The organism is Mesorhizobium sp. M7A.F.Ca.CA.001.10.2.1, assembly GCF_003998575.1.
GTDB lineage: Bacteria > Pseudomonadota > Alphaproteobacteria > Rhizobiales > Rhizobiaceae > Mesorhizobium.
Genome location: NZ_RZQY01000021.1, coordinates 1 through 23,862, shown reverse-complemented (window position 1 = coordinate 23,862; position 23,862 = coordinate 1). Strand labels below are relative to the sequence as shown.

Here is a 23,862-nt window from a genome sequence, read left to right as displayed (position 1 = left end):
CGGCACTTTCAGCGTGACATCGGCGCCCTTGGCGCCGGTCATGTTGCGGCCCATGCCGTGGACGCCGGTCTTGGCCTTGAAATGCTGCTGGTAGCGGTAGTCTATCAGCGTGTTCAACCCGTCGACGGCCTCCAGCCAGACATCGCCGCCACGGCCGCCATCACCGCCGTCCGGCCCGCCGAACTCGATGAACTTTTCGCGCCGGAACGACACCGAACCAGCGCCACCGTCACCGGAGCGGATGTAGACCTTGGCTTGATCGAGAAATTTCATGGGATTGTACAGTTTCTACTAGTGGCCTTGCGGCATTGCTCTAAACCTTGGCCCTTGCTCTAAACCAAGGCGCGGCGAAGGGCGAGGCCGTTTTGTGACAATGGCCGCGCGGGATCGGCCGGAGAGATGCCGGAATGAAGCTTGTAACCTACAATATCCAGTACGGCATCGGCCTCGACGGGCAGTACGATGTCGGACGCATCGCTGATGCTGTACGCGGCGCCGATGTGATCGCTCTGCAGGAGGTGACCCGCAACAATCCCAGGAACGGCGGCCGCGACATGGTCGCCGAGATCGGCGAGGCGCTGCCCGACTACTTCGCCGTCTATGGCAGCAATTTCGAGGCCAATATCGGTTCGCACATCGACAATGGCCGCGCCATCACGAAAACCTTCCAGCTCGGCAACATGGTGCTGTCGAAAACGCCTATTCATCTGTCGCGCAACCTGCTTTTGCCGCGCAGCCGCAGCTTTGAGATGATGAACTTCCAGCGTGGCGCGCTGGAAGCGCTGATCGAGACGCCGCTTGGTTTCATCCGCTTCTATTCCATCCATCTCGATCACCGCAGCCCCGTCGAACGCGCCAGCCAGATCCAGTTCCTGCGCCAACGCATGCTGAACTACGCGCTCGAAGGCGGCGCGCTGTCCGGCGTCGCCGAGATCGGCCTGCCGGAATTGCCGCATCCCGAAGCCTTTGTCGGTATGGGCGATTTCAACATGTTGGCCGGCTCACCCGAATATATCGAACTCGCCGGCCGGCCGGATCATGAATTCGGCATGCCGCTGACCGCCGACTTCGCCGTTGATGCCGCCTTGCGCCTGAACGCCACCGGCGACGATCTCATCAGCTGGGTCGATCCCAGGCAACCCACCGATCCCAGCCGCCACAAGCGCATCGACTACATCTTCACCAGCGCGTCGCTCGCCAGGTCCCTGCAGCGCCTGTGGGTCGACCGAAAGGCCGTCGGCTCGGACCACCTGCCGGTCTGGGTCGAACTGGGCTGATCCAAGTTTGCCTCCCATTGGTTTCGCGCCGTACCCGATGTGTGTCGAGATTCAGGTCAGGCCGAGCCGAGAATAGTGGCTTCCGAGAACCGGAGCGGAGTGTACTTTTCGTACGCGAGCACCGGAAGCGCAGGAAACCGCCATTCGCAGGCCGGCCTCACCTGAATATCGGCACACATCAAAAGTGGACCCAGTTCCGCAAGCTCGTCCAGGTCTTGCGATCGAGCCGGTAGCGCTCGACGGGAACCTGGCCGGCGACAATCGAGTTCAGCATGCCCTGGCCGGCATATTGGAACCCGCATTTGTGGATGACGCGGCGCGAGGCCGGATTGATGACCCGTGTCGAGGCATGCAGAACCTGGATCGACGTCCTCTGGAAGGCGAGGTCGACCAGCGCGTGCGCCGCCTCGGTCGCATAGCCCTTCTTCCAGTGCGGCTCGCCGATCCAGTAACCGAGCTCCAGCCCGCGATCGGTGGTGTTGAGACCGGCGCAGCCGACGAAAGTGTCGGTGCCGGCCAGCGTCAGGGCATAAGCGATACCGGCCCGGCGCGACTTGGTCATGGCCAGGAAAGAGCGCGCCTCGGCCTCGCCATAGGGGTGCGGCATGCGGGCCAGCATTTCGGCGACATGGCGGTTGTCGGCAAGTTCGACCAGTTGCGCGATATCGCCTTCGTGAGGCGCCCGCATCACCAGTCGCTCGGTGACCAGCACCGGACAATCTATCGCGTAACTTTCGTCTTCTGAGTCTTCCGCTTCGGCAACCATTTGAAAGTCCTCCAGGCACAAGAAAAAGGGGAGATGGAAACCCATCTCCCCTGATCCTTTTCCTGGCTTTGCCAGACACCGGTCCCGAGATGGGCGCCGGTGTTCTAGTGCGGAACCGGCTACTCCGCGGCTTTGGCAATCGGGTTGACCGATACGTAGGTTCGGCCGTTGGCTTTTTTGTTGAACGTCACGGCGCCGGTCTCGAGCGCAAAAAGCGTATGGTCCGTGCCCATGCCGACATTGACGCCGGGATGCCACGTGGTGCCGCGTTGACGAATGATGATGTTGCCCGGGATGACGGCTTCGCCGCCGAACTTCTTCACGCCCAGACGCTTGGAATGCGAGTCGCGACCGTTGCGCGACGAGCCGCCAGCTTTCTTGTGTGCCATCTAACTAACTCCGTTGCGCCGCAAGGCGCCTAAAAGGCCTTATGAACGCGTTCGCGTTCCGTTTCAAGTCCGATCCGGCGACCAGGTCGCCAGAAAATTACTTCGCAGCCAATTCCTTGGCCTGCTCGCGCCAGTCCTTGATCTGGTCGGCGCTGAAGGACATGTGCTCGTCGATCTTGGCGACATCCTTGTCGGTCAGCTTGGCGAGCTGCGCGAAGGTGATGATGCCCTGCTCGTTGAGATCCTTGGCTGCGACCGGGCCGATGCCCTTGATCACGGTCAGATCGTCCGGCTCACCCTTCGGCGCCTTGAACAGCGGCACTGCCGCGGTCTCGGCTGCCTTGGCCTTGGGCTCCTTCTTCGGCGCGGCTTCCGCCTGCACCTCGGTGGCGGCCTCGGCCTTCACCTTCTTCGGCGCCTTGACCGATGCCGTCTTCGTCGGCTTGGCGCCACCCAGCAGGATCTCGGAGATCCGCACGGTGGTCAAAAGCTGACGATGGCCGATCTTGCGGCGCGAATTCTGCCGGCGGCGCTTCTTGAAGGCGATGACGGTGCGGTTCTTGCCCTGCTCGACGACTTCGGCGGTGACCACCGCGCCATCGACGAACGGCGCGCCGAACGTGACATTCTCGCCTTCGCCATGTGCAAGGACGTGGCCGATCTCGACCATATCGCCGACATTGGCTTCGACTTTTTCGATCTTCAGGAGATCGTTGGCGGCAACGCGATACTGCTTGCCACCCGTTTTAATGACTGCGAACATTTTTTGCCTTTCGCTGTTCGGTCGGCCTTGATGAACCGCCTGAGGCAGTTCAGCCGTCTTTTTGTCAGTCTGCGGGTTCAAAAAACAAGCGGCGCGGAAGAACCCTCCACGCCGATTGCGCGCTGTCCCTAACCGAAGGTTGGGGGCGAGTCAAGGCAAACCAGCCGCGCCGTTTCGAGACCGTCATTGGCGGGCACGGACCGGCTGTGCCGACATGCCCACGGCGTTGCCCCCGCCTGGGCTGAGGATGGGTGACTGGTCGGCAATCTGCCTCGGGCCTCGCTGTACCCACCAGCCCGTGAATCCGCCGCTTGCCAAGCAAGCCAAATAACTGACGGATTGGCCTTGTAACCTGCCCGTTCAGCCGTTATCTAGTGCGCCGCGCCGGCAACGGCCGACCATGACCGCGGAGAGGTGGCAGAGTGGTCGAATGCACCGCACTCGAAATGCGGCATGGGTGCAAGCCCATCGGGGGTTCGAATCCCTCCCTCTCCGCCATATAGCTTCCATAAAAATCCTTTCCTTTCAAAAGCTTCCTTGTTGCACTTGACCAGCACGAAGCGAAACATATCTTAGACTGTGTAACAAACTGTGTAACATTAGAGAAAGATAATGCGACGTTCCGCAGCGCCAAAGCCGCATAAACGTGAAGGCATCTGGTATCTCGTCCGCAGGGTGCCGAAGGAATTCGCGGCGTTTGATCGCCGCTGCCTAGTACGCATTTCCACGGGCGTCGCCGTGGCTGACGATCCCCGCGGTGTACGGGCGCGAGATGCAGTGCAAAGCCTCGGCGCGGGGCTGGAGGCGTATTGGCGTAGACTGCGGGAAGGCCAATCCGCCGAGGCGGGGCTGCGTTTCGAAGCCGCGAGGAAGCGCGCGCGGTCATTTGGATTGGCCTATCGCACTAACGAGGAACTAGCAGCGGGGCCGCTCGACGAACTCATGGCCCGTATCAAGCTGCTCCTCGACAAAAAATCGATCGAGGACGCGCAGGACGTCTCGGCCGTCATGGGTGGGGAGAAGCGGCCAGCGGTCCGCCTGAGCGGTCTTATCAAGGAATTCGAGACGATCGAGCAACAGAACTTGCTGGCCATGTCGCCCAACCAAATCAAGAAATGGCGTAACCCCAAAAAGCGCGCAGTTGCCAATCTGGTTGGAGTCATTGGCGACAAGGAGATCGCAAGCCTCACTCGGGACGACGCAATCGCGTTCCGCGAGTGGTGGCAAAAGCGGATCGTTGAGGATGGACTTGATATCGGTACGGCCAACAAGGACATCGGCCATGTTTCGAAAATGCTGCGCGTCGTCGATCTGACTCACCAGCTCAAGCTGGAGCCGGTTTTTCGAAACCTGCGTCTTTCCGGCGCCGTCCCCGGGCAACGCGCTGCGTTCACAGCGGAGTTCATTCAGGAGAAGATACTCGCTGAAGGCGCGCTCGACGGACTCAATGACGAAGCCCGCCATCTAATCTATGTGATTGCCGATACCGGACTCAGGCTTTCTGAAGCGGCAAACCTCACCACCGAAACAATCCACCTCGATCGAGAAATCCCGCATGTGCGGGTGCGCCCCAATGGCCGTCGCTTGAAGACCGGTCATTCAGCCCGTGACATTCCCTTGGTTGGCGGCGCACTTGCAGCCATCAAGCTCCATCCGGACGGCTTTCCTCGTTATCGCGACAAGGCCGCGTCACTTTCAGCGCTCGTCAACAAGGTGCTCGCCAGCAAGGAACTTCTGCCGACTTCCGAGCATAGTCTTTATAGCCTGCGACACACTTTCGAGGACCGGCTGACGGCAGTTGAGGCGCCGGAGAAGGTAATTGCTTCTCTGATGGGCCACAAATGGATCCGGCCCAAATACGGCGCGGGACCTTCGTTAGCGCAAAAGCGCGAGTGGCTCCAAAAAATCGCTTTTACCCCGCCCGGGCGAATGTGATTGCGGCGCCATCCAGGCCTTGAGAACCAACCTCACGGCTCCAGCTGTCCGAGCCATTTAGGTTGAGCGTGGCCAGCACGCGCTGCGCTCGCTCGCGATTTCCGAGCTTCCGCCGCATTTGTTCGACCTCGTATTCCAGCCTTTCGAAGGTCGGTATATAGGCATCTCCATGCCGGATGACCAAGTAGGCGGCAACAGCTAGACACCATTCTAGCTCCGTGGCCGATGGATCGGAAAAAGGGGCGACGCCATACCAAGACGAGCAACGCCTCTCGAGGGCTTCCGAACTAGGCAAACGGCCAGCATGTGGCATGGGAAAGAAACCTATGCCTGATCGACGAACCTAAAGTGCTCACGAAGCTTGACCGGTACGCGGGCCATCGGAGGGTTCTGCCTAAAACCGCCAAAAATTTTGAAACACCCATTCATCCGGCTCGAATTCAAAGGGATCGGCGATTTTTGGGTTATGGCTTGCAAGCATAGTTCAGCCCAGACAAGAACGCCTGATATCTTGTCGTGCACTGTCACCCTGCCAAATATGGTGCCGGCGACAACGGCAGTTTGGCGAGCAGAAGAATTCCCGAGACTGAGACGTTCTACGGCTTGGCCCATGTTCGCGCTCCTCCTCGATTGGAGACAGGATGGGCCATATGGAAGCGAATAAAAGGAGGTTGGTGACGAGTCTCGGTAGTGGAGTAGAAACGGGTGGAAAAGCTTGCGCTATTCGCCATCGGCGCCGCTAAACGCATTTGAGAGAAGGGGCAGCGATCGCCAAGAGATGACGTCCGATCGCAAGCCGGCTAGAAATGCGACAGTGACGCGCCTTTTTTGGCACGACCTTAGCACCCGATCGGGCCTCAGCTGGTCGTCGTTGCGCAGCCGATCGGGTGCGATTTTTATAAAGCTCTCTTGGCTTTAGCTTTGAGAGCCCGTCATCGAGACAAATGCAAGGGAACGGTCCGCCCCCTGGGGACATTCGACATGCCGTGGCAGCTTCCTATGGTGAGCCAGCGCATTCCGATACACGTTTTCCGCGCTCTACCGTTGCTCCAGCACCTGTGCTGAGGCTGAGCGCTTGATCAGGACCCGACCGCTGCTGTTGCGGGATGGTGACTGGGTTGAGGTCGCGAAGACCTTGACCGCGGGTACGTTGTTCATCCCGATGAGCGCTGAGCCGAGAAGCAGCCAAGAACGCTTCCCGTAATCGAATCCTACGGGAACCGCGAAACCAGCGTCCAAAGGACGCAATTCTCCGACGTCGTTCACTCAAGCTCATCTCGCAACTTGAACGCTTGTATGAAGCCGCTGCATGTGCGCCGGTGGACCGGATTGCTGCTATCCAAACCACGTGCTCAGTTTCGCCCCGTAATAACTCTACCGTCCGAAACGGCTTTCGCGCGTCAGGTCCACCCCACATGAAAGTTCCGCGAGCAGCACGGACGGAGAGGCCGGTCACAACTCCTTCGCGTGCTCTTTTACTACCGAATCAAGTGCCAAATGGAGAGGCACTGCCTTAGAGAACAGGAAGCCCTGCGCGGTTCTGCAGCCAAGCTGGTACAGAGTTTGCCGATCTGCCTCTGTTTCAACGCCCTCGGCCATGACCTCGATCCCGAGCGTCCTACCAAGATCAATCACCGCTTTGACAAGCAGCCGATTCTCCCGGGACTTGGCTAAGCCGCGAACGAAGCCCTGATCTATTTTCACCTTCCTGATCCGACTGTCCTTGAGCGATGCCAACGTCGAAAAACCGGTGCCGAAGTCATCGAGCGCGATAGAAATGCCAGCATGTGAAAGCCGGGCGAGCTTTTCATCCACTCTGTCCGGATCCACTGGGGCTTCTTCGGTAATCTCGATGTCGAACATCGTTGCAGGGAGGTCTTTTGCCGCCAGACCATTAAGAATCATCTCGTCAATATCGCCAGCTTCCAACTCGCACGGTGAAACATTCATCGCCACACGAACATCACGACGGTCAGCTTTGACCAAGCCCTCGATAAGAGCGCAACAGTCGGCGAATACCGTTTGAGTTAGCAGCTGAAGCATTCCAGTTTCGCGTGCCGCTGTCATGATCTCGGGCGGAGAAATGGGACCGTGAAGCGGGTGAGACCATCTTAGCAAGGCTTCAAAACTGACGACGGCTTCAGTTTCGAGTCTTACGATTGGCTGAAACCAAGCGACCAAGCTTCTCATCGTTATCGCCGAATGAAGATCGCGTTCGATTGACTGGCGGCGTTGCAACTCCCGGGCTAGCTCGGCATCGAACAGACAAAATTCATTCCTGCCGCGGCGCTTAGCTGTGTAAAGGGCGATGTCGGCCCGCAACAACATTTCCGTTAGTCCGGGGTTTTCAGCCAAGTAGATTCCTATAGACGCTCCAATGCGGACTGATGCGATCCCAGGATAGGGGCGAGCAAGCTTGGCTATGAGATTGGACGCGAGATTGGTGGGAGAAGGAGAATTCTTTCGCGAAGAAAAAACCAGCACGAATTCATCCCCACCGATGCGGGCGAGCGTTGAGCCCTCCGGTGCTTCTTCCTCTATTCGGCGGGCGATCCTGGCAAGCAGCTCGTCACCCGTTCTGTGACCGTAGGTATCGTTGACAGATTTGAACCCGTCCAGATCAATCAGCATGGCCACAAAGGGTCCATCGGTGTTCTCAAACTGATCGATTGCATGTTCGAGGCCCCGCCTGTTGAGGAGCGCGGTAAGATGGTCCTCCCTGGAATTGCGCTCCATTTCCGCGGCAAGCCGCTCGGCTTGATGTCTCAGGCGGCTCGCGTCACGGAAGCGCGCTTGTCCAACGAACGAGGATCGAACCAGGCCGCCCTCGAAAAGCAGGACGGCAAAAGCCAGAATGTAGTTTTCCGGGGCTCCCTTCGTCAGCAAACATGCGGCGGCAATGAGGAGTGGCGGTGTGATGAAGCATATCGCTGCCGCAGCATATGAGCTGCCGTACGTGACCGCGCCAGCTGAAATGCCCGCCAGAATTATTAGATGCAGCGATGCTTGAGACGTCGTGTATCCAGCCGTTAGGACGGCAAGGAATGACCAGGTGAATCCCGCCAGAAGAGCAAGCCTGCCAAACCAGCGAAGCCGCAGCCAAACCCGTGTCAGATCATCCTGGACTCCGGGTTCCTTCAGCTGATGACGGGCGAGTGCAAGGCGGGCGGCATTTATCGCATTAACGACCGAAAACCAGGCCGCGCCAGCAAGACCGTTCCCGGAAAGGGCCTGCACGGTCAAAATCAGCCCGGACAGCACAATGCTTATCGGCATTGAGACGAAAAGGCCTGCCCTCAGATCAGCGAGCTGGTCCTGAAGGATTCTCGCCTCCAGCGGATCTTCTTTTTCCAAGGCTGGACGGGTCAGCTTGCTTACTCCTGCTTGTCCGCAGCCTATGCAGCCCCCCTGAAGGACGGGTTAATTCTTCAATCGGAGATCAGCGTCGGGGAGCAGGATTACTCCGGTGCATCATGCACTCTCTCCCATCGCTCGCCCAGCACGCGCAAAAATGCGACTGCTGGTGCAGTATCACCGCTGGAGCTCCGCCGAAATCCCATGCCGGACAAGGGGAACATGTTGGGCAAAGCGAAGCCCCAGATGCCTTGCAAGCCGTGCCGCCAGGTGGTCTCTGGAGTAGAGTCCAACCAATATGTTCGTTGCATGGTAGAGCGGCGCCGCCGACAGGCGCAGCCGCCTTTCGTATATATGCAGCATGTCGGGGTCGCCAACATTGCGGCCGTCGCGGCACGCAGTCATGATTCCACGGGCGAGTTGCTTCTGGCTGCTGAGACCGATGTTGAACCCGTGAGCGGTCACCGGGTGCATGCCGATGGCAGCGTCGCCGATGAGTGCGGCGCTCGGCGCCCGGAATTTGTGCGCCCAGGTCGTGACCAGCGGATAGGTGTGGCGCTTGCTTGCCAAGGTCATTTTTCCAAGGCGCCCTCGACACCGTTTCGTCAACTCCGACAGGAACAAATCATCATCGAAGGCAAGCAGTCTATAGGCCTCGTTTGAGCGCAATGTGAGCAGCAGCGACGACATGCCCTCCGCTAGGGGCAATATCGCTATCGTCTGATGGTGATCGAACCATTCGATGGCGATCTGGTGGTGGGCGCGCTCGTGCCTCACTCGGCAAATCAGCATCGAGTGGCCAAGCCGGTTGATATCGGCGCCGATGCCTAGCAGATCACGCGTGGCGGACAAACGCGAATCCGCGGCAACAACCAGCCGAGCAGTTAAACGCGCGCCATTAGAGAGCGTTACGACTGCTCCTTCTTGGCTGTTTGTTGCATCGACGACCGAGTGGCCGCACAACAGCCGGGCGCGATCCTGCAAGCGGACGATTTTGAACAGCGCCTCGCGGATCCGGCAATTTGGAACCAAAACCCCCAGCGGTTCTCCAGAGTTGCTGGGAGGATCGAAACGAAGAGCGAATGCGCTCGAGCCGTTGAGCACGCGCGCGCCTTGAAGTGCTGATTTGTCCGAAGCCGGAATGACATCCCAGGCGCCGAGCTCGCGAAGGGTTCTGATCGAAGCGTTGGTCAGCGCGATTTCGCGACCATCGAAAGCCGGATTCGCCAGACTATCGAATGTGTTCTGTTCAACAACTGCCACCTTGAGTTCGCTTTGGGCAAGCGACGCAGCGAACGAAAGGCCGACCGGGCCGGCTCCAACGACAACGATGTCAAAATTATCGTCAGAGCCCATCAGCGTGCCGCCATCCGGTCGCCTATCCTCGTGTAACGGTGAAACTGAGCCGAGTGACATGAGCTCCGTGCCCGCCGCATTGCCTAAAGGCGCTGGGCCGGGAGATTCGCATCGATCGGCAACGAAGCACTCAAAGCGCTCAGAGGTGGATGCGGCTAACCGATCCCGCCCTTTCGCCGCGCAGCCGCGCAGATCGCCGCCAGCAAGCGAGACACTCGCGACGCTGGTCAGCGACGGCCGCGCCGCATCGATCGCCACATTCCACCTGGAACCCTTGCGCATACTACTCACGCTCCACGACGTCGAAGCGGGCTCTCTTGCGAGGGTGAGGGTATCGAACGTAGCGCTCTCTCTCGTCATCCCAGCCAAGGTAGCGGAAACTTTTATCCACGACCGCGCATATCTCATCAAGAACCTGCTGCATGGCTTCGATGTCGATGTCCTTGCAATTCAGTCGCCGATAGAGCAAAGCCCACGCGGCGACATAGTCGTCGAAATAGCGCGCGTCACTCGAACCAATGATCAACTTCGGACGGTTGATCGATCTCGAAAACGCACGTCCCAACCCCGATGATGCTCCGCAGCACGTTGACATCACGAGGATCTTCGGCGCTGGATGCGAGCCCTGGAACATTTTTACGAAGTCAGCCCAAAGAAGGCCACTTCGCCCACTGGACGAAGCGATCCCGTCACCATTGCCGTGCCCGGCGATGTGAAGCACGTCGCACTCCGCCTCCATCGCTCGTACTACAGCCTCACCAAATTTCGTTCGGTTCAACGCCATGTGGAGCTCCGCGCGGATGTTGACAGCCTTTAACAAGTGCTGCACGATCGGTCCCTCTTGCCTGTCGGCGAAGTAGTCATTTGCATTGTGGCAGTCGATGATGTGTACGGTGTTCATGGTACTCCAGCCGCTTGTTCGTTCATCGTCGTGACGAGCGGACACCACGCGCGCGGAACCGCGTGACGTGCGCTGGGTTCCGGTACCGTCGCATAGCCTCAAGGCGCGGGCCGGGAATCGGGATGGATCGGCAACGACGCACACAACCCATCAAAGGCGAAAGCTGTTGATCGGCCCCCCTGTCCGCGCAGCCACGCGGATGGTCAGCCAGCAAGCGAGATACACACGACGCCGGTCAGCTAATGGCTGCGCCGTAAGCACAAGGCATGGCCGACCACACGACAGAAAACCCAGAACCGTGAAGGTGCTGATAATGACGACCAATCTTTCCGTAAGTCATGCATTTCTCCGTCGAAGACTGGTCAATAGACCACACCGATGAGTATGACCCTGATCTGGATCAGCCAGACATGACCAATCGGCACTGGCGGTTCACGGTCAGGTGATCGACCGTGACGTTCCACTTTGGAACCCGTGCGCACATTGCCAAGCTCTCGTCCGGCCACGCGAGGTACTCTCGTGGCATCAGCCGCCTCATACTGGGTGCAATGGTAGGCAGTCCTTCGCACGACAGAGGCTTTTCACAAATGTAGTGTGCAGCTTAGGTCAAGATGGTCATGGAGCATGGAGCATGGAGCATGGACAGCTTGTTCCCGACCGAGCCGGCTCGACTGACGAGCGCGATCCGCGCATCTTATGCACAGCGGATTGAAATCAGCGTTCCGGTTTGTCGTCCCGATCAATTAGTATCCGCTCGGCGGCTCCGTCGAGATCTTCGTATTGACCGCTTCGCAATGCCCAGACGAAGCCGGACACACCCAGTGCACCCAGAAAAAGGGCCACTGGTATGAGATAGAGCAACGTCGTCACGAGGATTATGCCGAATAGCTGACTGCGGAGCGTCCGACTTTTTGAATAACTTGCAGCGTCGCATTCGCCCCGAAGCCGTGCAAGCGCAATGCGTTTCCAATAACAAGCACCGATGAGGCAGACATGGCAATCGCCGCTAACAAAGGCGTGGCGTGGCCCAGGATGGCGATCGGCACGGCGACGGCATTGTAGACGATCGCAATCGCGATGTTCTGGCGGATCAGGTGTCCCGCCTTGCGCGAGACGTCCAGCGCGAGAGGCACTGCCAGAAGGCTTTCGCGCAGGAATACGAAGTCGGCGGCATTGCGGCCAATGTCGGCGGCGGTGGCCGGAGCGATCGAGACATGCGCCGCGCTCAGCGCCGGCGTGTCGTTGAGGCCGTCGCCAACCATCAGAACCTTGTGTCCGTCTTTCGCCAGGGTCTCGATGCGCTCGACCTTGCCCGACGGCAGCAGGCACGGAACGAAGTCGTCGACACCCAGCATTCTTGCAACTTCGCCGCAGGCACCTGCGGTATCGCCCGACAGCATTTGCATCGACACCCCAGTATCGTTCAATCGCTTGATCGCCGCCGCCGCGTCGGCGCGCAGCGCATCCTCGAAATCGAAGGTCGCGACAATGAACCCGTCTTTTGTCAGCACCGTTCCGCCATAGCCATGGTTGCCTTCACCACCGGTCCGGGCCTTCCATCCAGCCCATCCGCGTCGACCCAGCCGCCAGATGCTTCCGGCGACAGTGGCTTCGATCCCGAACCCCGGATGCTCTGTGACGGCATCGAATTTGTGTTGCCCGCCAGGAGCGGCAAAGCCGGTTATGGCCTTTGAAAACGGGTGACGCGAGTGCGCGGCCATGTCTGCCGCGATTGCCAGCATGGCCGGATCGATCGACGATGCATTGAGGAGCCGGGGTTGTCCGAGCGTGAGCGTTCCGGTCTTGTCGAACACTGCGTTATCAATCGTCGCCAGGCGCTCCATGGCCGAACCGTCCTTGACCATGATGCCGTTCTCGAACAGACGCCGCGCGGCGACCACCTGAACGATCGGTACGGCGAGGCCGAGCGCGCACGGGCAGGTGATGATCAGAACGGCAATGGCGATGGTTATCGCCCTATGCCAGTCGCCGGTCACCGCCATCCAGCCAAGGAACGTCGCGAAGGCTGTGAGATGAACCACCGGGGCATAGAGCGCTGAAACGCGATCGGCGATCCGGCGATAATGCGCGCGGCCGCCCTCTGCGGCTTCCATGAGCCGAACCATTTCCGCCAGAAACGAATCTTTCGCGGCGGCTGTCGCCTCAATCGTCAGCGGGCCGGTTAGGTTGAGGACACCAGCCTGCACGGCTTCGCCTGCTGCAACGCTTCGAGGCGTGCTCTCGCCCGAGACAAGCGAACAGTCCAGATCCGATGCCCCTTGAATGATTTTGCCGTCGACGGGTATCCTTTCGCCGGCAGCAATCAGCAGCTGCATCCCTGGTTCGATCTCGCCAACCGGCAGATAGTCGCGTGCGCCGTCGCCGCGCAGCACCATGGCGCCACGTGCGGCCAACTGGGACAGGCCTTTCACGGCGATCCGGGCACGTTCGCGCATCACGTGATCCAACGTGCGGCCGATCAACAGGAAGAACAGCAGCGACACCGATGCATCGAAATAAGCATGGTCGCCATGGTTGATCGTCTCATAGAGGCTCATGGCGTAGGCAAGCGACACCCCGACCGCGATCGGCACGTCCATGTTCATGCGGCCGTGGCGCAACGCATTCCAGGCCGAGCGGAAGAAGATGCCGCCGGCGAAGGCGAGTGCAGGGATGGCGATAAGCGCAGAGACCCAGTGGAACAGGTCGCGGGTAGCGCCTTCGGCACCGGACCAGACAGAGACCGAAAGCAGCATGATATTGCCCGCCGCGAACCCGGCAACCGCGACGGCGCGGATCAACTCCGAAAGCGTCCTGTCCTTTTCATCAATCTCGGGGGCGAAGAGATGCGCCTGGTAGCCGAGCCGTCCAAGCGCGGCGACGAACGGTGGAACCTCGTCGCCACGCCAGCGGACCGAGACCCGTTTCGTCGACAGGTTGACGCGGGCGCTCTCGACGCGATCGAGCGTTCCCAACGCCGTCTCGATCGTCTGGATACAAGCTGCGCAATGAACGCTCGGCACCGAAAGATCGGTTTGGCGGAGATCATCGCCAAGCGATCGGCTCGCCAGCCTGATCTCCTGACTAGACGGCAGGACCGACGTGGTGCTGCCCAGATCAAGCGCCATTTCGGCGCCCGGTGCACAACAACTCATTGCAGCGCTCCATGGGAAATCATGATCCTGCGGACGTCGCGATACGGTTTATCCAGACCGGCGTCGGCGTCGACTTCGACAATCCAGACGCCGTCCTTCGGCATGTGCTGGGCTGCGAATTCCTGGCCCGAGGCGGGTGCGAGGGTGACCGACTTGTCCTCCTTCTCGTACGCGGGATGGCGAAACAGCACCTTGACGCCGTGCAGGGGAACCGGCTTGCCAGCGGCATCGGTGAGGCTGTAGCGGACTTCACCCCATGCGATGGTCAGCTTGCCGGTCCAGCCAAGGGCTGCCTGTGCCCGTCCTTCCGTGGCCTTCTTGTTGAATTGCTGGCTCGCCACATAGGTGTTTTCGACGACGAGGCCAGTCCAGCTTGTGCTGGCGAGCGTCGCCATGGTCAAATTGACCGCGATGATCACGCCGAAAAAGGCGAGGATGATGGCCAGCATGTGCCTGCCGGTAAATTCACGAGGCTTTTGTACATTGGCAGTCATCTGGGGGCCTCCGGCGCGTTGAAGGTGGCGGTGTACTCGTTCGATTCGAAGCTGGCTCTGTCCTCGACGCGGAACTTGAAAGTCTGCGCCGGCGCGCGGATCTGGCCCGCGGGCTGGCGCACGAAGACTTTCAGCATTTTCAGGCGGTCGGGTTCGACCGGAATGGCGAATGAGCGGCCTGCCGGGATATCTTCGCCGACCACGCTCATGTCAGCTCCATCCAGGCCTTGGATCGTGACGACGAGCGTCCGCGGCTCCGGGATCATGTTGAGCAGCTTGACGGTATAGCCATTGCGGATGGAGCCGTCGGACAGCGTGACGAACTGAGGATTGCGATCATGCAACACGTTTAGTTCGAGCCGGTCGCGCGTCAGCAGGGAATAGAGCAGGCCGAGGCCGATCAGCGACCACAAGCCCATGTAGACGTAGGTGCGCGGCCGAAAGATCTTGCGGATGTGGAAATGCGCTACCTTGTCGGAGAACAGGCCATCAGCGGTCCTGACCAGCGACGGGTTGACTGAACTGGAGCCGCCCGCGGTTGCCAGCATCATATTGGTGTTGTAGTCGGAGAGCGTCGCGTAGGAGATCAGCCCGCGCTCCTTGCCGAGCTTGTCCATGACGCCGTCACAGGCGTCGATGCAGAGCGCGCAGGTGATGCATTCGAGCTGCTGGCCATCGCGAATGTCGATCCCCATCGGGCAGACCGCGACGCAGGCATTGCAGTCGACGCAGTCGCCGACGGACTGCCCTGCAGCTTGCACCTTCTTCGCATGGCGAGAACGCGGTTCGCCGCGCCAGTCATTGTAGGTGACGGTGAGCGAACTTTCGTCGAGCATGGCCGCCTGGATGCGCGGCCATGGGCACATATAGGTGCAGACCTGTTCTCGCATCAGCCCGCCGAACGTGTAGGTGGTCGCCGTCAGGACGGCGACGGTGATGTAGGCGACGGGCGCCGCGGTGCCGGTGAAGAGTTCGCCGACCAGCGTCGGCGCATCGGCAAAATAGAAGATCCAGGCGCCGCCAGTCGCCGCGCCTATGACGAGCCAGATGGTGTGCTTGAACACGCGCAGCATGAGCTTGCGCGCGGTCCAGGGACCTGCATCGAGCTTCATGCGGGCGTTACGGTCCCCCTCGATCGCACGTTCGACGACGAGGAACAGATCGACCCACACCGTCTGAGGGCATGCATAGCCGCACCAGGCACGGCCGACAGTCGAGGTGATCAGGAAAAGACCGACGCCCGCCATGACCAGGAGGCCGGCCACATAGAAGAATTCCTGGGGCCATATCTCGATGAAGAAGAAGTAGAAGCGCCGGTTCGCGAGATCGAGCAGGACTGCCTGGTCCGGGGCAAATGGACCGCGAGCCCAAGGCAGCCACGCAGCCAGGTAATAGATGCCAAGTGTGATCGTCATCACCAGCCATTTGAAGCGACGAAAGTTGCCCGAGGCGCGCTTCGGAAAGATCTTTTGACGCGCGGCATAAAGCGGCTTGCGGGTTTTGGCGGAATTGACAGTTTCTGTTTCGAGCCCTGTCAACTGCGTCTTGTCACGCATGTGCAACTCCACTTTCCCAGCCGATGTCAGGGGCACCTGTCGTAAAGCCTCGCCGTAGGATAGCCTTGCCGGGTTGTGCAGATCGCATTAGGGATGGTGTCGAGGCCCGGCTCACGCCAGGCCTCGTCCGCTTGGCAGGGGGGACCGAAGAATAGGGCTTCCATTCCTATTCTCCGCCGCCAAGCGAATGGACATAAACTGCAAGTTCCTTGACCTTGATCTCGCCGAGACGGCCAACCCAGGCCGGCATGACGCCCTGTTTTGGCGCACGGACCTGTGCGGCGATGGCTGTCTCACCGGATCCATAGAGCCAGATCGCATCGGTCAGGTCGGGGGCGCCGAATTCCCTGTTGCCTTTTGCATTGTCGCCGTGACAGGCCACGCAATTCTCGGCAAAGACCTTGGCGCCGGGTTGGATCAGACTTGCATCGCGGACCTTGCCGGAAAGGCTGGCCACGTAGGCGCTGACTTGTGCGATCTGGTCGGCGGTAATGATGTCGCCGAAGGCCGGCATTTCCGACAGCCGCGTTTCCGCATCAGTCGCAAAGCGGATGCCGTGCGTAATCGTCTGCTGGATCTGCTCGGCCTTGCCGCCCCATAGCCAGTCGTCGTCGTTGAGATTGGGAAAGCCCTTGGAACCCTGGGCGCCGGAGCCGTGACATTGTACGCAATTGACCTTGAAAGCGGCGCCACCGGCGGCGATTGCGAATTCGCGCAGGCCGTCGTCCGCGGCGATTTCCGAGACGCTCTTGGACTCCACCGCCGAGATATATTTGCCCTTGGCGGCCTCAGCCGCGGTCAGCTCGTTCCTGACCTCGTTGCGGCTGGAATAGCCGAGCACACCCGTTGTCGCCGAGTGCAACAGAGGCCATGCTGGATAGGCAATGGTGTAGCCTATCGCCCAGACAATGGTGACGTAAAAAGTGATGACCCACCATCTGGGAAGCGGGTTGTTCAGCTCCCGGATACCATCCCATTCGTGGCCGGTGGTCGAGACGCCAGAGATTTCATCGATATGCTCGTCGCTCATGATCACTCGTCCTCGAGCGGAATGCGGGCCGCTTCGTCGGCCAGCCTTCGGCTGCCGGGGCGTAGGGCAAAGGCGATGCACCCCACGAAGAACAGCGCCATCGCAACCAGGCCCCAGCTGTCGGCAAACGCCCGCATCAAATTGTAGGTCATCAGCGTTCTCCTCAGCGGTAGCCGGCGGCTTCGTCGTAATTTTTGAAGTCGACCAGTGTGCCAAGCATCTGCAGGTAGGCGAGCAGGGCATCCATTTCGGTGACCTGTTGCGGGTTGCCGTCGAAGTCGCCGATCTTGGCTTTTGGGTAACGCGCCTCAAGGCCTGATGTGTCGGCATTGGGATCGGCCTGCGCCCCCAGATCCGCATTGGCGTGGGCGATCATGTCATCCGTGTAAGGGACGGCTACAAGCCTGTTGGCGACCAGATGCGTCGAGAAATCCTTCACGTCGATCGGCGTGTCTTTCAGGAACCCATAGCTCGGCATGATCGATTCCGGCACCACCGAGCGCGGGTCGGTAAGATGCGCGACATGCCATGCATTCGAGTAGCGGTCGCCAACTCTGGCGAGATCCGGCCCGGTACGCTTCGATCCCCACTGGAAGGGGTGATCGTACATGGACTCGGCAGCCAGGCTGTAGTGGCCATAGCGCTCAACTTCGTCGCGGAACGGCCTGATCATCTGGCTATGACAGAGGTAGCAGCCCTCGCGCATATAGATGTTGCGCCCGACAAGTTCGAGCGGCGAATAGGGGCGCATGCCTTCCACCTTCTCGATCGTATTGTCGAGATAGAAGAGAGGCGCGATCTCGACGATGCCGCCGACCGTCACCACGAGCAGCGAGCCAACGAGAAGAAGCGTGGCGTTCTTCTCGATGATTGCGTGTTTGTCCATCAAGCCCATTACCTGGCTCCTGATCGCGCAGGTCGGATGGCGACGGGGCTCGGCATCGGCTCCTCCTCGCGCTGGTGGCCGAGGATGGTCCTGGTGATGTTCCAGGCCATGATCAGGGCGCCGGAGAGGTACATGGCGCCGCCGATGGCGCGCATGACATAGTAGGGGTGCATGGCGGCGACGGTTTCGGCGAAGGAGTAGACGAGGAAGCCCTGCTCGCCATATTCGCGCCACATCAGGCCCTGCATGATGCCGGACACCCACATCACCGCGGCGTAGACGACGATCCCGAGTGTCGCCAGCCAGAAGTGCCAGGTGACGAGCCTCAGCGAGTAGAGCCGTTGACGGTTCCAGAGCTTCGGGACCATGTAGTAGATCGCGCCGAACGAGATCATGCCGACCCAGCCGAGCGCACCCGAATGGACGTGCCCGATGGTCCAGTCGGTATAATGCGACAGCGAATTGACCGCCCGGATCGCCATGATGGGGCCTTCGAAGGTCGACATGCCATAGAAGGCGACGGCCATCACCATCATGCGTATGATCGGATCGGTGCGCAGCTTGTCCCAGGCGCCGGACAGCGTCATCAGGCCGTTGATCATGCCGCCCCAGGACGGCATCCACAGCATGATCGAGAACACCATGCCGAGCGTCTGCGCCCAATCGGGCAAGGCGGTGTAGTGCAGGTGATGCGGCCCGGCCCAGATGTAGAGAAAGATGATAGCCCAGAAATGGACGATCGACAGCCGGTACGAATAGACTGGCCGGTTCGCCTGCTTGGGCACGAAATAATACATCATGCCGAGGAAGCCGGCGGTGAGAAAGAAGCCGACCGCGTTGTGGCCGTACCACCATTGCGTCAAGGCGTCCTGGACCCCTGAAAAGGCGGAGTAGCTCTTGGAGCCCAGGAACGAGACTGGTATGGACAGGTTGTTGACCACATGCAGCATCGCGATGGTCACGATGAACGACAGGTAGAACCAGTTGGCCACGTAGATATGCGGTTCCTTGCGCTTCAGGATCGTGCCAAGGAACAGAATGAGGTAGGCGACCCAGACGATGGTCAGCCAGACATCCACATACCATTCGGGTTCGGCGTACTCGCGGCCCTCGGTGATGCCGAGCAGATAACCGGTCGCGGCCATGACGATGAAAAGCTGGTAGCCCCAGAAGACGAACCAGGCGAGATCACGGCCGAAGAGGCGCGCGCGGCAGGTGCGCTGCACGACATACAGAGACGTGCAAAGCAGCGCGTTGCCGCCGAAGGCGAAAACGACACCGGATGTGTGCAACGGCCGCAAACGACCGAAATTGAACCAGGGCTGGATGTTGAGATCGGGGTAGGCGAGCTGCAGCGCGATCACCACGCCGACCAGCATGCCGACGACACCCCAGAACACGGTGGCGATCGCGCCGTAGCGGATCGGACCATCCATGTAAGCGGATGGGTCAATCGGAGCTGCTGGCCTGAACTCCGTGTTGCGCAACAGGATCGCAGTGAAACCAGCCACTGCGAAGAACAACACCCACATGTGTCGGCGGAAAGGTTCATCCACGCCGAAGCCGGCGGCCACCAGGGCCGCAAAAGCGAACACGCTTAGAAGGACGATCTCTGTGCCGAATTTCATTGCAGATCCCGATCTCGAATCTGGTGGATGCCAAATCCGCAGCGCACTAATCGCGCAGCCGCCGCCCCCTCGCCCTGATCTATGTCAGGCCGCACGATTTTGTGCGGCGCAATCAGCAGGTGGCGAATGAACGAGGAACGCAGCGCGGGCTCACCCCCTCATGGAAGGCGTTCCCTGGGTTGGGCGGGCGCAGACGCGATCGCTGAGGCGAAAGCTGAGGCTCTGCGCGCGTTGGATGCTATTGCCGATGCCCTGCCAAACGTTGTTCGGATCCCATTGGAAACGAACGCGATCGTTCCGCCGAGCCGTGGCAGATTAAGGACCATGCTTCGCCGGTATGTGCCGAAACACACCTGGCGATTGGTCACGTTCCTATCAAAGGCCGAAAGCTGTTTGTCTCGACCGTGACGCCGCTTCGTCGAAGGCGCGGCGACATCGCATTAAAAGGCAAACACGGCCCGCCCCGGAGTCATGCGACATGGCCTCGCCGCTTAGGGCCGCTCGCGTCCGCCGCCACAGCGCTTCTCCAGACGGCTTATGCTGTCCACCGTCACATGGCGTGCGTTCTCAATCCGAATCACCCCGTCAGCCCGCAATCGCGTCAGTTGGCGGCTCACGGTCTCGCTGGTGATTCCAAGGAAATCAGACATTTCGGCACGCGTCAGCGGCAGATCGAAGGAGGCCGACCCGGAAGCCGCATCGAGACTGGAATCGATATTCCGGGCCATCATGAGGAGAAAAGTCGCCACCTTTTCCGGAGCTGTCTTGCGCCCCAGCGTCACCATCCACTCGCGCGCCTCATCGAGTTCATTCAGCGTCTGTTTGAGCAGGCGATGCTCGAATTCCCGTGACGCCTTCATCATCCGTTCGACGGCCGCTCGCGGAAACGAACACAGCGTGACTGCTGTTGCCGCTTCCGCATTGATCGAGCTTTCCTCCTTGAAAGGACGTCCCAGAAAATCCGGTGCAAACTGGAGACCGACGATCTGCTGGCGCCCATCCGACAGGCTCTTTGATAGCTTTACCACGCCTGAAAGCACGTTGGAGTAGCTGTCGACGTTCTGTGCCTCGCCGGTCAACTCCATTCCTGACTCGATCCGGCGACGCGAGCAAGTCTTGGCGAGCCCAACCAAATTGTCTGGATCGAGCGCACCGCAGACACCGCGACGCCGTGCCTCGCAAGGGAAGCAAAGAACAGGAATGCCGGAACTATGAATGTCTTGCCGAAAGGTCATGCGTTCGCCTTACCCGATCCTAACTGCCGGCAGGATACCCATCCAGGGTAGAGAAATCCTGCGGCGGTTTGTCCATGAGCGCGGCTGATCGAGATCAGGGTCTGCTTCAGCGATGCGTGCAGTGTTCCGGCGGGCAACACGGTGAACGCGAGATGCAATCGGAAATAGCTGTCAAACTCAGCGAGAACGTCCCACGCTACACCAGCTATCCGACGGCGCCGCATTTCCATTCGGGGATCGATGCTGCCATTTACCGTGGCTGGTTGGAGACGCTGGAAAGCGGCGACGAAATCTCGCTGTACCTGCACATTCCTTACTGCGACAAGCTCTGCTGGTTCTGCGCCTGCCACACCAAGCAGACGCACCAATATGAGCCGGTGGCCGCTTATCTGCGCTCGCTGAATGCCGAAATCGTCACGATTGCCGGTCTGGTGAGCGGCAAGGCACATGTCCGTGCAATCCACTTCGGTGGCGGTTCGCCAACTATTCTGAGGCCCGATGATATGGTTGCTCTTGGAGCGGCCTTGCGGGACAGCTTCGACCTTCTCCCGGATGCTACGGTCAGCATCGAAATCGAAACCAACGACATGGACAAGGCGCGCCTTGATGCACTTGCTCAAATCGGCGTAACGCGGGCGAGCCTCGGCGTGCAGGATTTCGATCCGCAAGTGCAAAAAGCAATTAATCGTGAGCAGAGTTTTTTGCAGACCAAGGCAGTCGTCGACGGGGTTCGTTCGCGGGGCGTCGAATCGGTCAATCTGGACCTGCTCTACGGGCTCCCGAATCAGACACGCGAGACGATCTGTTCCACGGTGGCGCAGGCACTGACCTTGGAGCCAGACCGGATGGCCCTGTTCGGCTACGCACATGTGCCCTGGTTCAAGAAGCATCAGACGATGATCGACGAGGCATGGCTGCCGAGTCCCACTGAGCGTTTCGCCCAATCTCAACTCGCGGCGCGGGCAATTGTCGCCAAGGGATATGAGGCAATAGGACTCGATCATTTCGCGAAGCCCGACGATGCGCTGGCCATAGCGGCCCGCGCAGGGGTTTTGCATCGCAATTTTCAGGGCTACACTGAGGATCGCTGCCCGACACTCATCGGACTTGGCCCTTCGTCCATCGGTCGTTTTCGCCAAGGCTACGTGCAGAACATGGCTTCGACTTCCGGGTACGGGCGCATGGTTGCGGATGGCGGGTTGGCTGCCGTGCGCGGCGTTGCCCTTTCCGACGACGATCGCGTCCGTGGCTGGATCATCGAGCGGCTGATGTGTGATTTTGCCTTCTCGGCAGTCGACCTGGTGGAGCGGTTCGGCAAAGCCGGCGAGCAGCTCCTTCATCGCTCGAGGTCCATCGCACTCCACGATCCTGCCCGAGCGCTTGAATTCGATGGTGACAGTTTCCTCGTACGGACTGAAAGTCGCCCCTTCATTCGAACCATCGCGGCCAAGTTCGATACATATTTCAAAGGGGGAACGGCGAGGCACTCGGTGGCGGTCTGAGCAAAGCACAGTGCGCTCGCCGTTTGGTCGATCGGCGAACCAGCTGCGTTCGTTTTGACCGCTCATAGCCGACTACCGCATCAAAATCGAAAATGCAAACTTAGGCTGTTGCGCGGTATCTCCTTCCACATCCACTCTTGCGCATACCTGCATTTCAAGGTGTTTGATCCTATGCTTCGCAGGTAGGTCGCGACAGCTAGGCAATGTTCCAGCTGCCCTAGCGGAGGAGTCACGATTTTCCGGCAAGCTCCGTCGGCAGACGTTCTTTTCTGGCCTTGGCAAAGGCTCGGTCGCCTTCCAGAAACGCCGCCAGCATGAAAGGGATGAGTTCTGCCACGGTTTCAGACTGACCATAGGTCTGACGGTAAAGTGCAGCATACTCCTTGAGTGTTTGGCTCAGCTCCGCGCTGACGGTAATGGTGATCTTCGAAGCTGTTCGGTCCGGAAGTTTTCCAAGTTTCAGGTCAGCCATGATAACTCCTGCTCAACTGGCGTATGGCCGCAGCACGATGTCCTTGTGCACGATGACGCGCAGTGGCCAACCTGGGCGGACGACGATGGTGGGCTGGATATTGAGGTTTTTTTCGGTGATGCGCTGGCCGGCTCGACTGGCGTTCTGCTGGGCTGATTCCCGGATCGCCTTGACCAGATCGCTCTCGTTTTCGCCGAGGCTGAATTCTGTGCCGACACCGAGCAATGTGGCAAGCGCCACTCCCTTGATCATCTGCCAAGTGTGGAAATCGACTTTGTCTTCCAGCCCTGCGTAGCCGGCGGTGTCGCTCGCGGGCAGATTGTCGATTTCGGCCGACGAGCCGTCGGGCAGCAGAATGCGCTGCCAGACCAGCAGCGCTCGCTTTTGCCCGAACGCGACGACGCTGTCGTAGACGCCGATAAGACGTGAGCCCTGCGGAATCAGCAATATGTTGCCCGTGACCGTGTCGTGCACATTTTCGGTGACTTGCGCGACCACAAGGCCCGGCAAATCGGAATTGATGCCGGTGATCAGGCTGGCGGCAATCACGCTGCCAGCCATCAGTTGATATGGCGAGATCGGCGTCTGAAGCGCATGCGGATTGTAGATCCCGCCAGTGCTCCGCTGGCTGAGAAAATCAAGCTTTCGCTGCTGATTGTTCTGGTCGCCTTCCGCCGCCGCCACCGAGGCTGACGCGCGTCCTGCTTCGGATTGGGGAAGCGCCTCAAATGGATGCTGAGCAGTTTGCACGCTCTCTCCGACATCTGTCTGTTGAGCTCGATTTTCGACGCGGAAAAGCACCCGCGATTCACGCGCTTCGATCGCCTGCTGCGCTAGACGCTGCTCCTCGGCCGAGATGTCTTGGCCCGGCACGATGCCGAGCTGGCGCTGCCGCTCGAGGATGGGGCGGCCGAGGTCGCCCGGCAAAGGTAGCCCAAGGACGGGAGGCTTCGGCTTCATGCCGGAATAGTCATGGGGAAGCGTATCGAGTCCCTCGGCGGTTGGTTTGCGCTGAGTGTTGTAGAGATCTTCCGCCTGATCCCTGATGCGAAGGGCCGGCCCCTGGAGGGCGATCATGGTAACGCCGAAGACAGCGCCGGATCCGAGCGCTGCGATCGCGATGATCACACCGCGCCTGAACCGCACCACGCGGCGGGGAGAGG

General features: G+C 59.9%; 20 protein-coding genes, 1 tRNA gene and 1 pseudogene. 4 read left to right on the top strand and 18 right to left on the bottom strand.

The genetic code is table 11. The annotated features are described in order from the left end of the window. A pseudogene (gene obgE / locus EN964_RS02965) lies at positions 1-273 on the bottom strand (GTPase ObgE); the annotation flags it as partial. Positions 274-407: 134 nt separating this feature from the next. Between obgE and EN964_RS02960 the strand changes: the two are divergent. Then, positions 408-1,277: an endonuclease/exonuclease/phosphatase family protein gene (locus tag EN964_RS02960; RefSeq protein ID WP_127266819.1), complete on the top strand. Its 870-nt coding sequence runs from the start codon at positions 408-410 to the stop codon at positions 1,275-1,277. A 178-nt stretch (positions 1,278-1,455) separates the two neighbouring features. Here EN964_RS02960 and EN964_RS02955 read toward each other — a convergent pair whose 3' ends face one another. From EN964_RS02955 to EN964_RS02945, 3 genes are all read right to left on the bottom strand, one after another. Continuing rightward, positions 1,456-2,043: a GNAT family N-acetyltransferase gene (locus EN964_RS02955; protein ID WP_063173273.1), complete on the bottom strand. Its 588-nt coding sequence runs from the start codon at positions 2,041-2,043 to the stop codon at positions 1,456-1,458. A gap of 119 nt (positions 2,044-2,162) precedes the next feature. After that, positions 2,163-2,432, bottom strand: coding sequence for a 50S ribosomal protein L27 (gene rpmA / locus EN964_RS02950; protein WP_013529063.1), 270 nt, complete (start codon positions 2,430-2,432; stop codon positions 2,163-2,165). Between the two features lie 97 nt (positions 2,433-2,529). After that, a complete protein-coding gene (locus EN964_RS02945) occupies positions 2,530-3,195 on the bottom strand; it encodes a 50S ribosomal protein L21 (RefSeq protein WP_127266820.1) in 666 nt (221 codons plus the stop codon). 408 nt (positions 3,196-3,603) lie between these two features. Here EN964_RS02945 and EN964_RS02940 point away from each other — a divergent pair. Beyond that, positions 3,604-3,693 (top strand) — tRNA-Ser (locus EN964_RS02940). Between the two features lie 114 nt (positions 3,694-3,807). Continuing rightward, positions 3,808-5,130, top strand: a complete 1,323-nt coding sequence (locus EN964_RS02935) for a tyrosine-type recombinase/integrase (protein ID WP_024502873.1) — start codon at positions 3,808-3,810, stop codon at positions 5,128-5,130. A 1,452-nt stretch (positions 5,131-6,582) separates the two neighbouring features. On the opposite strand, the gene EN964_RS02930 is transcribed toward EN964_RS02935, so the two are convergent. The 12 genes from EN964_RS02930 to EN964_RS02875 form a co-directional block, all read right to left on the bottom strand. Further along, a complete protein-coding gene (locus tag EN964_RS02930; RefSeq protein ID WP_024502871.1) occupies positions 6,583-8,484 on the bottom strand; it encodes a bifunctional diguanylate cyclase/phosphodiesterase in 1,902 nt (633 codons plus the stop codon). 177 nt (positions 8,485-8,661) lie between these two features. Then, on the bottom strand, positions 8,662-9,840 hold the full coding sequence (gene ubiM, locus EN964_RS02925) for a 5-demethoxyubiquinol-8 5-hydroxylase UbiM (RefSeq protein WP_032899078.1): 1,179 nt from the start codon (positions 9,838-9,840) through the stop codon (positions 8,662-8,664). Between the two features lie 283 nt (positions 9,841-10,123). Next, the gene (locus EN964_RS02920) at positions 10,124-10,741 is read right to left on the bottom strand and encodes a hypothetical protein (protein ID WP_024502869.1); all 618 of its coding nucleotides are present in this window, start codon (positions 10,739-10,741) and stop codon (positions 10,124-10,126) included. Positions 10,742-11,455: 714 nt separating this feature from the next. Continuing rightward, a complete protein-coding gene (gene ccoS / locus EN964_RS02915; protein WP_081714250.1) occupies positions 11,456-11,611 on the bottom strand; it encodes a cbb3-type cytochrome oxidase assembly protein CcoS in 156 nt (51 codons plus the stop codon). Between the two features lie 5 nt (positions 11,612-11,616). Further along, positions 11,617-13,896 (bottom strand): cation-translocating P-type ATPase, encoded by a 2,280-nt coding sequence (locus EN964_RS02910; protein ID WP_024502868.1) that lies wholly within the window; start codon positions 13,894-13,896, stop codon positions 11,617-11,619. Then, on the bottom strand, positions 13,893-14,390 hold the full coding sequence (locus EN964_RS02905; RefSeq protein WP_024502867.1) for a FixH family protein: 498 nt from the start codon (positions 14,388-14,390) through the stop codon (positions 13,893-13,895). Before EN964_RS02905 ends, EN964_RS02910 begins: the two co-directional genes overlap by 4 nt. After that, a complete protein-coding gene (gene ccoG / locus EN964_RS02900) occupies positions 14,387-15,946 on the bottom strand; it encodes a cytochrome c oxidase accessory protein CcoG (RefSeq protein WP_024502866.1) in 1,560 nt (519 codons plus the stop codon). Before ccoG ends, EN964_RS02905 begins: the two co-directional genes overlap by 4 nt. Positions 15,947-16,112: 166 nt before the next feature. After that, positions 16,113-16,976: a cytochrome-c oxidase, cbb3-type subunit III gene (gene ccoP, locus EN964_RS02895; RefSeq protein WP_024502865.1), complete on the bottom strand. Its 864-nt coding sequence runs from the start codon at positions 16,974-16,976 to the stop codon at positions 16,113-16,115. A gap of 2 nt (positions 16,977-16,978) precedes the next feature. Continuing rightward, entirely contained in the window at positions 16,979-17,128 is a 150-nt protein-coding gene (locus EN964_RS02890) for a cbb3-type cytochrome c oxidase subunit 3 (RefSeq protein ID WP_024502864.1), read from the bottom strand. Positions 17,129-17,139: 11 nt separating this feature from the next. Next, positions 17,140-17,871 (bottom strand): cytochrome-c oxidase, cbb3-type subunit II, encoded by a 732-nt coding sequence (ccoO, locus tag EN964_RS02885; protein ID WP_024502863.1) that lies wholly within the window; start codon positions 17,869-17,871, stop codon positions 17,140-17,142. Continuing rightward, a complete protein-coding gene (gene ccoN / locus EN964_RS02880) occupies positions 17,871-19,490 on the bottom strand; it encodes a cytochrome-c oxidase, cbb3-type subunit I (RefSeq protein WP_024502862.1) in 1,620 nt (539 codons plus the stop codon). Before ccoN ends, ccoO begins: the two co-directional genes overlap by 1 nt. A gap of 491 nt (positions 19,491-19,981) precedes the next feature. Continuing rightward, positions 19,982-20,725, bottom strand: coding sequence for a Crp/Fnr family transcriptional regulator (locus EN964_RS02875; protein ID WP_024502861.1), 744 nt, complete (start codon positions 20,723-20,725; stop codon positions 19,982-19,984). A gap of 152 nt (positions 20,726-20,877) precedes the next feature. Here EN964_RS02875 and hemN point away from each other — a divergent pair, with 152 nt between their 5' ends. Beyond that, positions 20,878-22,227 (top strand): oxygen-independent coproporphyrinogen III oxidase, encoded by a 1,350-nt coding sequence (hemN, locus tag EN964_RS02870; RefSeq protein ID WP_024502860.1) that lies wholly within the window; start codon positions 20,878-20,880, stop codon positions 22,225-22,227. Positions 22,228-22,456: 229 nt separating this feature from the next. Here hemN and EN964_RS02865 read toward each other — a convergent pair whose 3' ends face one another. Next, entirely contained in the window at positions 22,457-22,699 is a 243-nt protein-coding gene (locus EN964_RS02865) for a DUF2274 domain-containing protein (RefSeq protein ID WP_024502859.1), read from the bottom strand. 12 nt (positions 22,700-22,711) lie between these two features. Continuing rightward, complete coding sequence (locus EN964_RS02860; protein ID WP_245490626.1) at positions 22,712-23,827, bottom strand: TrbI/VirB10 family protein; 1,116 nt, start codon at positions 23,825-23,827, stop codon at positions 22,712-22,714. Positions 23,828-23,862 lie beyond the last annotated feature (35 nt).

Excerpts from the sequence above, each read along its gene's own strand:
- ubiM (WP_032899078.1), bottom strand. The coding sequence starts at position 9,840 with ATGGGCTCTGACGATAATTTTGACATCGTTGTCGTTGGAGCCGGCCCG.
- EN964_RS02865 (WP_024502859.1), bottom strand. The coding sequence starts at position 22,699 with ATGGCTGACCTGAAACTTGGAAAACTTCCGGACCGAACAGCTTCGAAG.
- EN964_RS02945 (WP_127266820.1), bottom strand. The coding sequence starts at position 3,195 with ATGTTCGCAGTCATTAAAACGGGTGGCAAGCAGTATCGCGTTGCCGCC.
- EN964_RS02920 (WP_024502869.1), bottom strand. The coding sequence starts at position 10,741 with ATGAACACCGTACACATCATCGACTGCCACAATGCAAATGACTACTTC.
- EN964_RS02890 (WP_024502864.1), bottom strand. The coding sequence starts at position 17,128 with ATGACCTACAATTTGATGCGGGCGTTTGCCGACAGCTGGGGCCTGGTT.
- ccoP (WP_024502865.1), bottom strand. The coding sequence starts at position 16,976 with ATGAGCGACGAGCATATCGATGAAATCTCTGGCGTCTCGACCACCGGC.
- EN964_RS02875 (WP_024502861.1), bottom strand. The coding sequence starts at position 20,725 with ATGACCTTTCGGCAAGACATTCATAGTTCCGGCATTCCTGTTCTTTGC.
- EN964_RS02960 (WP_127266819.1), top strand. The coding sequence starts at position 408 with ATGAAGCTTGTAACCTACAATATCCAGTACGGCATCGGCCTCGACGGG.
- EN964_RS02935 (WP_024502873.1), top strand. The coding sequence starts at position 3,808 with ATGCGACGTTCCGCAGCGCCAAAGCCGCATAAACGTGAAGGCATCTGG.
- EN964_RS02955 (WP_063173273.1), bottom strand. The coding sequence starts at position 2,043 with ATGGTTGCCGAAGCGGAAGACTCAGAAGACGAAAGTTACGCGATAGAT.
- hemN (WP_024502860.1), top strand. The coding sequence starts at position 20,878 with ATGCAATCGGAAATAGCTGTCAAACTCAGCGAGAACGTCCCACGCTAC.
- EN964_RS02905 (WP_024502867.1), bottom strand. The coding sequence starts at position 14,390 with ATGACTGCCAATGTACAAAAGCCTCGTGAATTTACCGGCAGGCACATG.
- rpmA (WP_013529063.1), bottom strand. The coding sequence starts at position 2,432 with ATGGCACACAAGAAAGCTGGCGGCTCGTCGCGCAACGGTCGCGACTCG.
- EN964_RS02910 (WP_024502868.1), bottom strand. The coding sequence starts at position 13,896 with ATGAGTTGTTGTGCACCGGGCGCCGAAATGGCGCTTGATCTGGGCAGC.
- ccoN (WP_024502862.1), bottom strand. The coding sequence starts at position 19,490 with ATGAAATTCGGCACAGAGATCGTCCTTCTAAGCGTGTTCGCTTTTGCG.
- ccoG (WP_024502866.1), bottom strand. The coding sequence starts at position 15,946 with ATGCGTGACAAGACGCAGTTGACAGGGCTCGAAACAGAAACTGTCAAT.
- ccoO (WP_024502863.1), bottom strand. The coding sequence starts at position 17,871 with ATGGGCTTGATGGACAAACACGCAATCATCGAGAAGAACGCCACGCTT.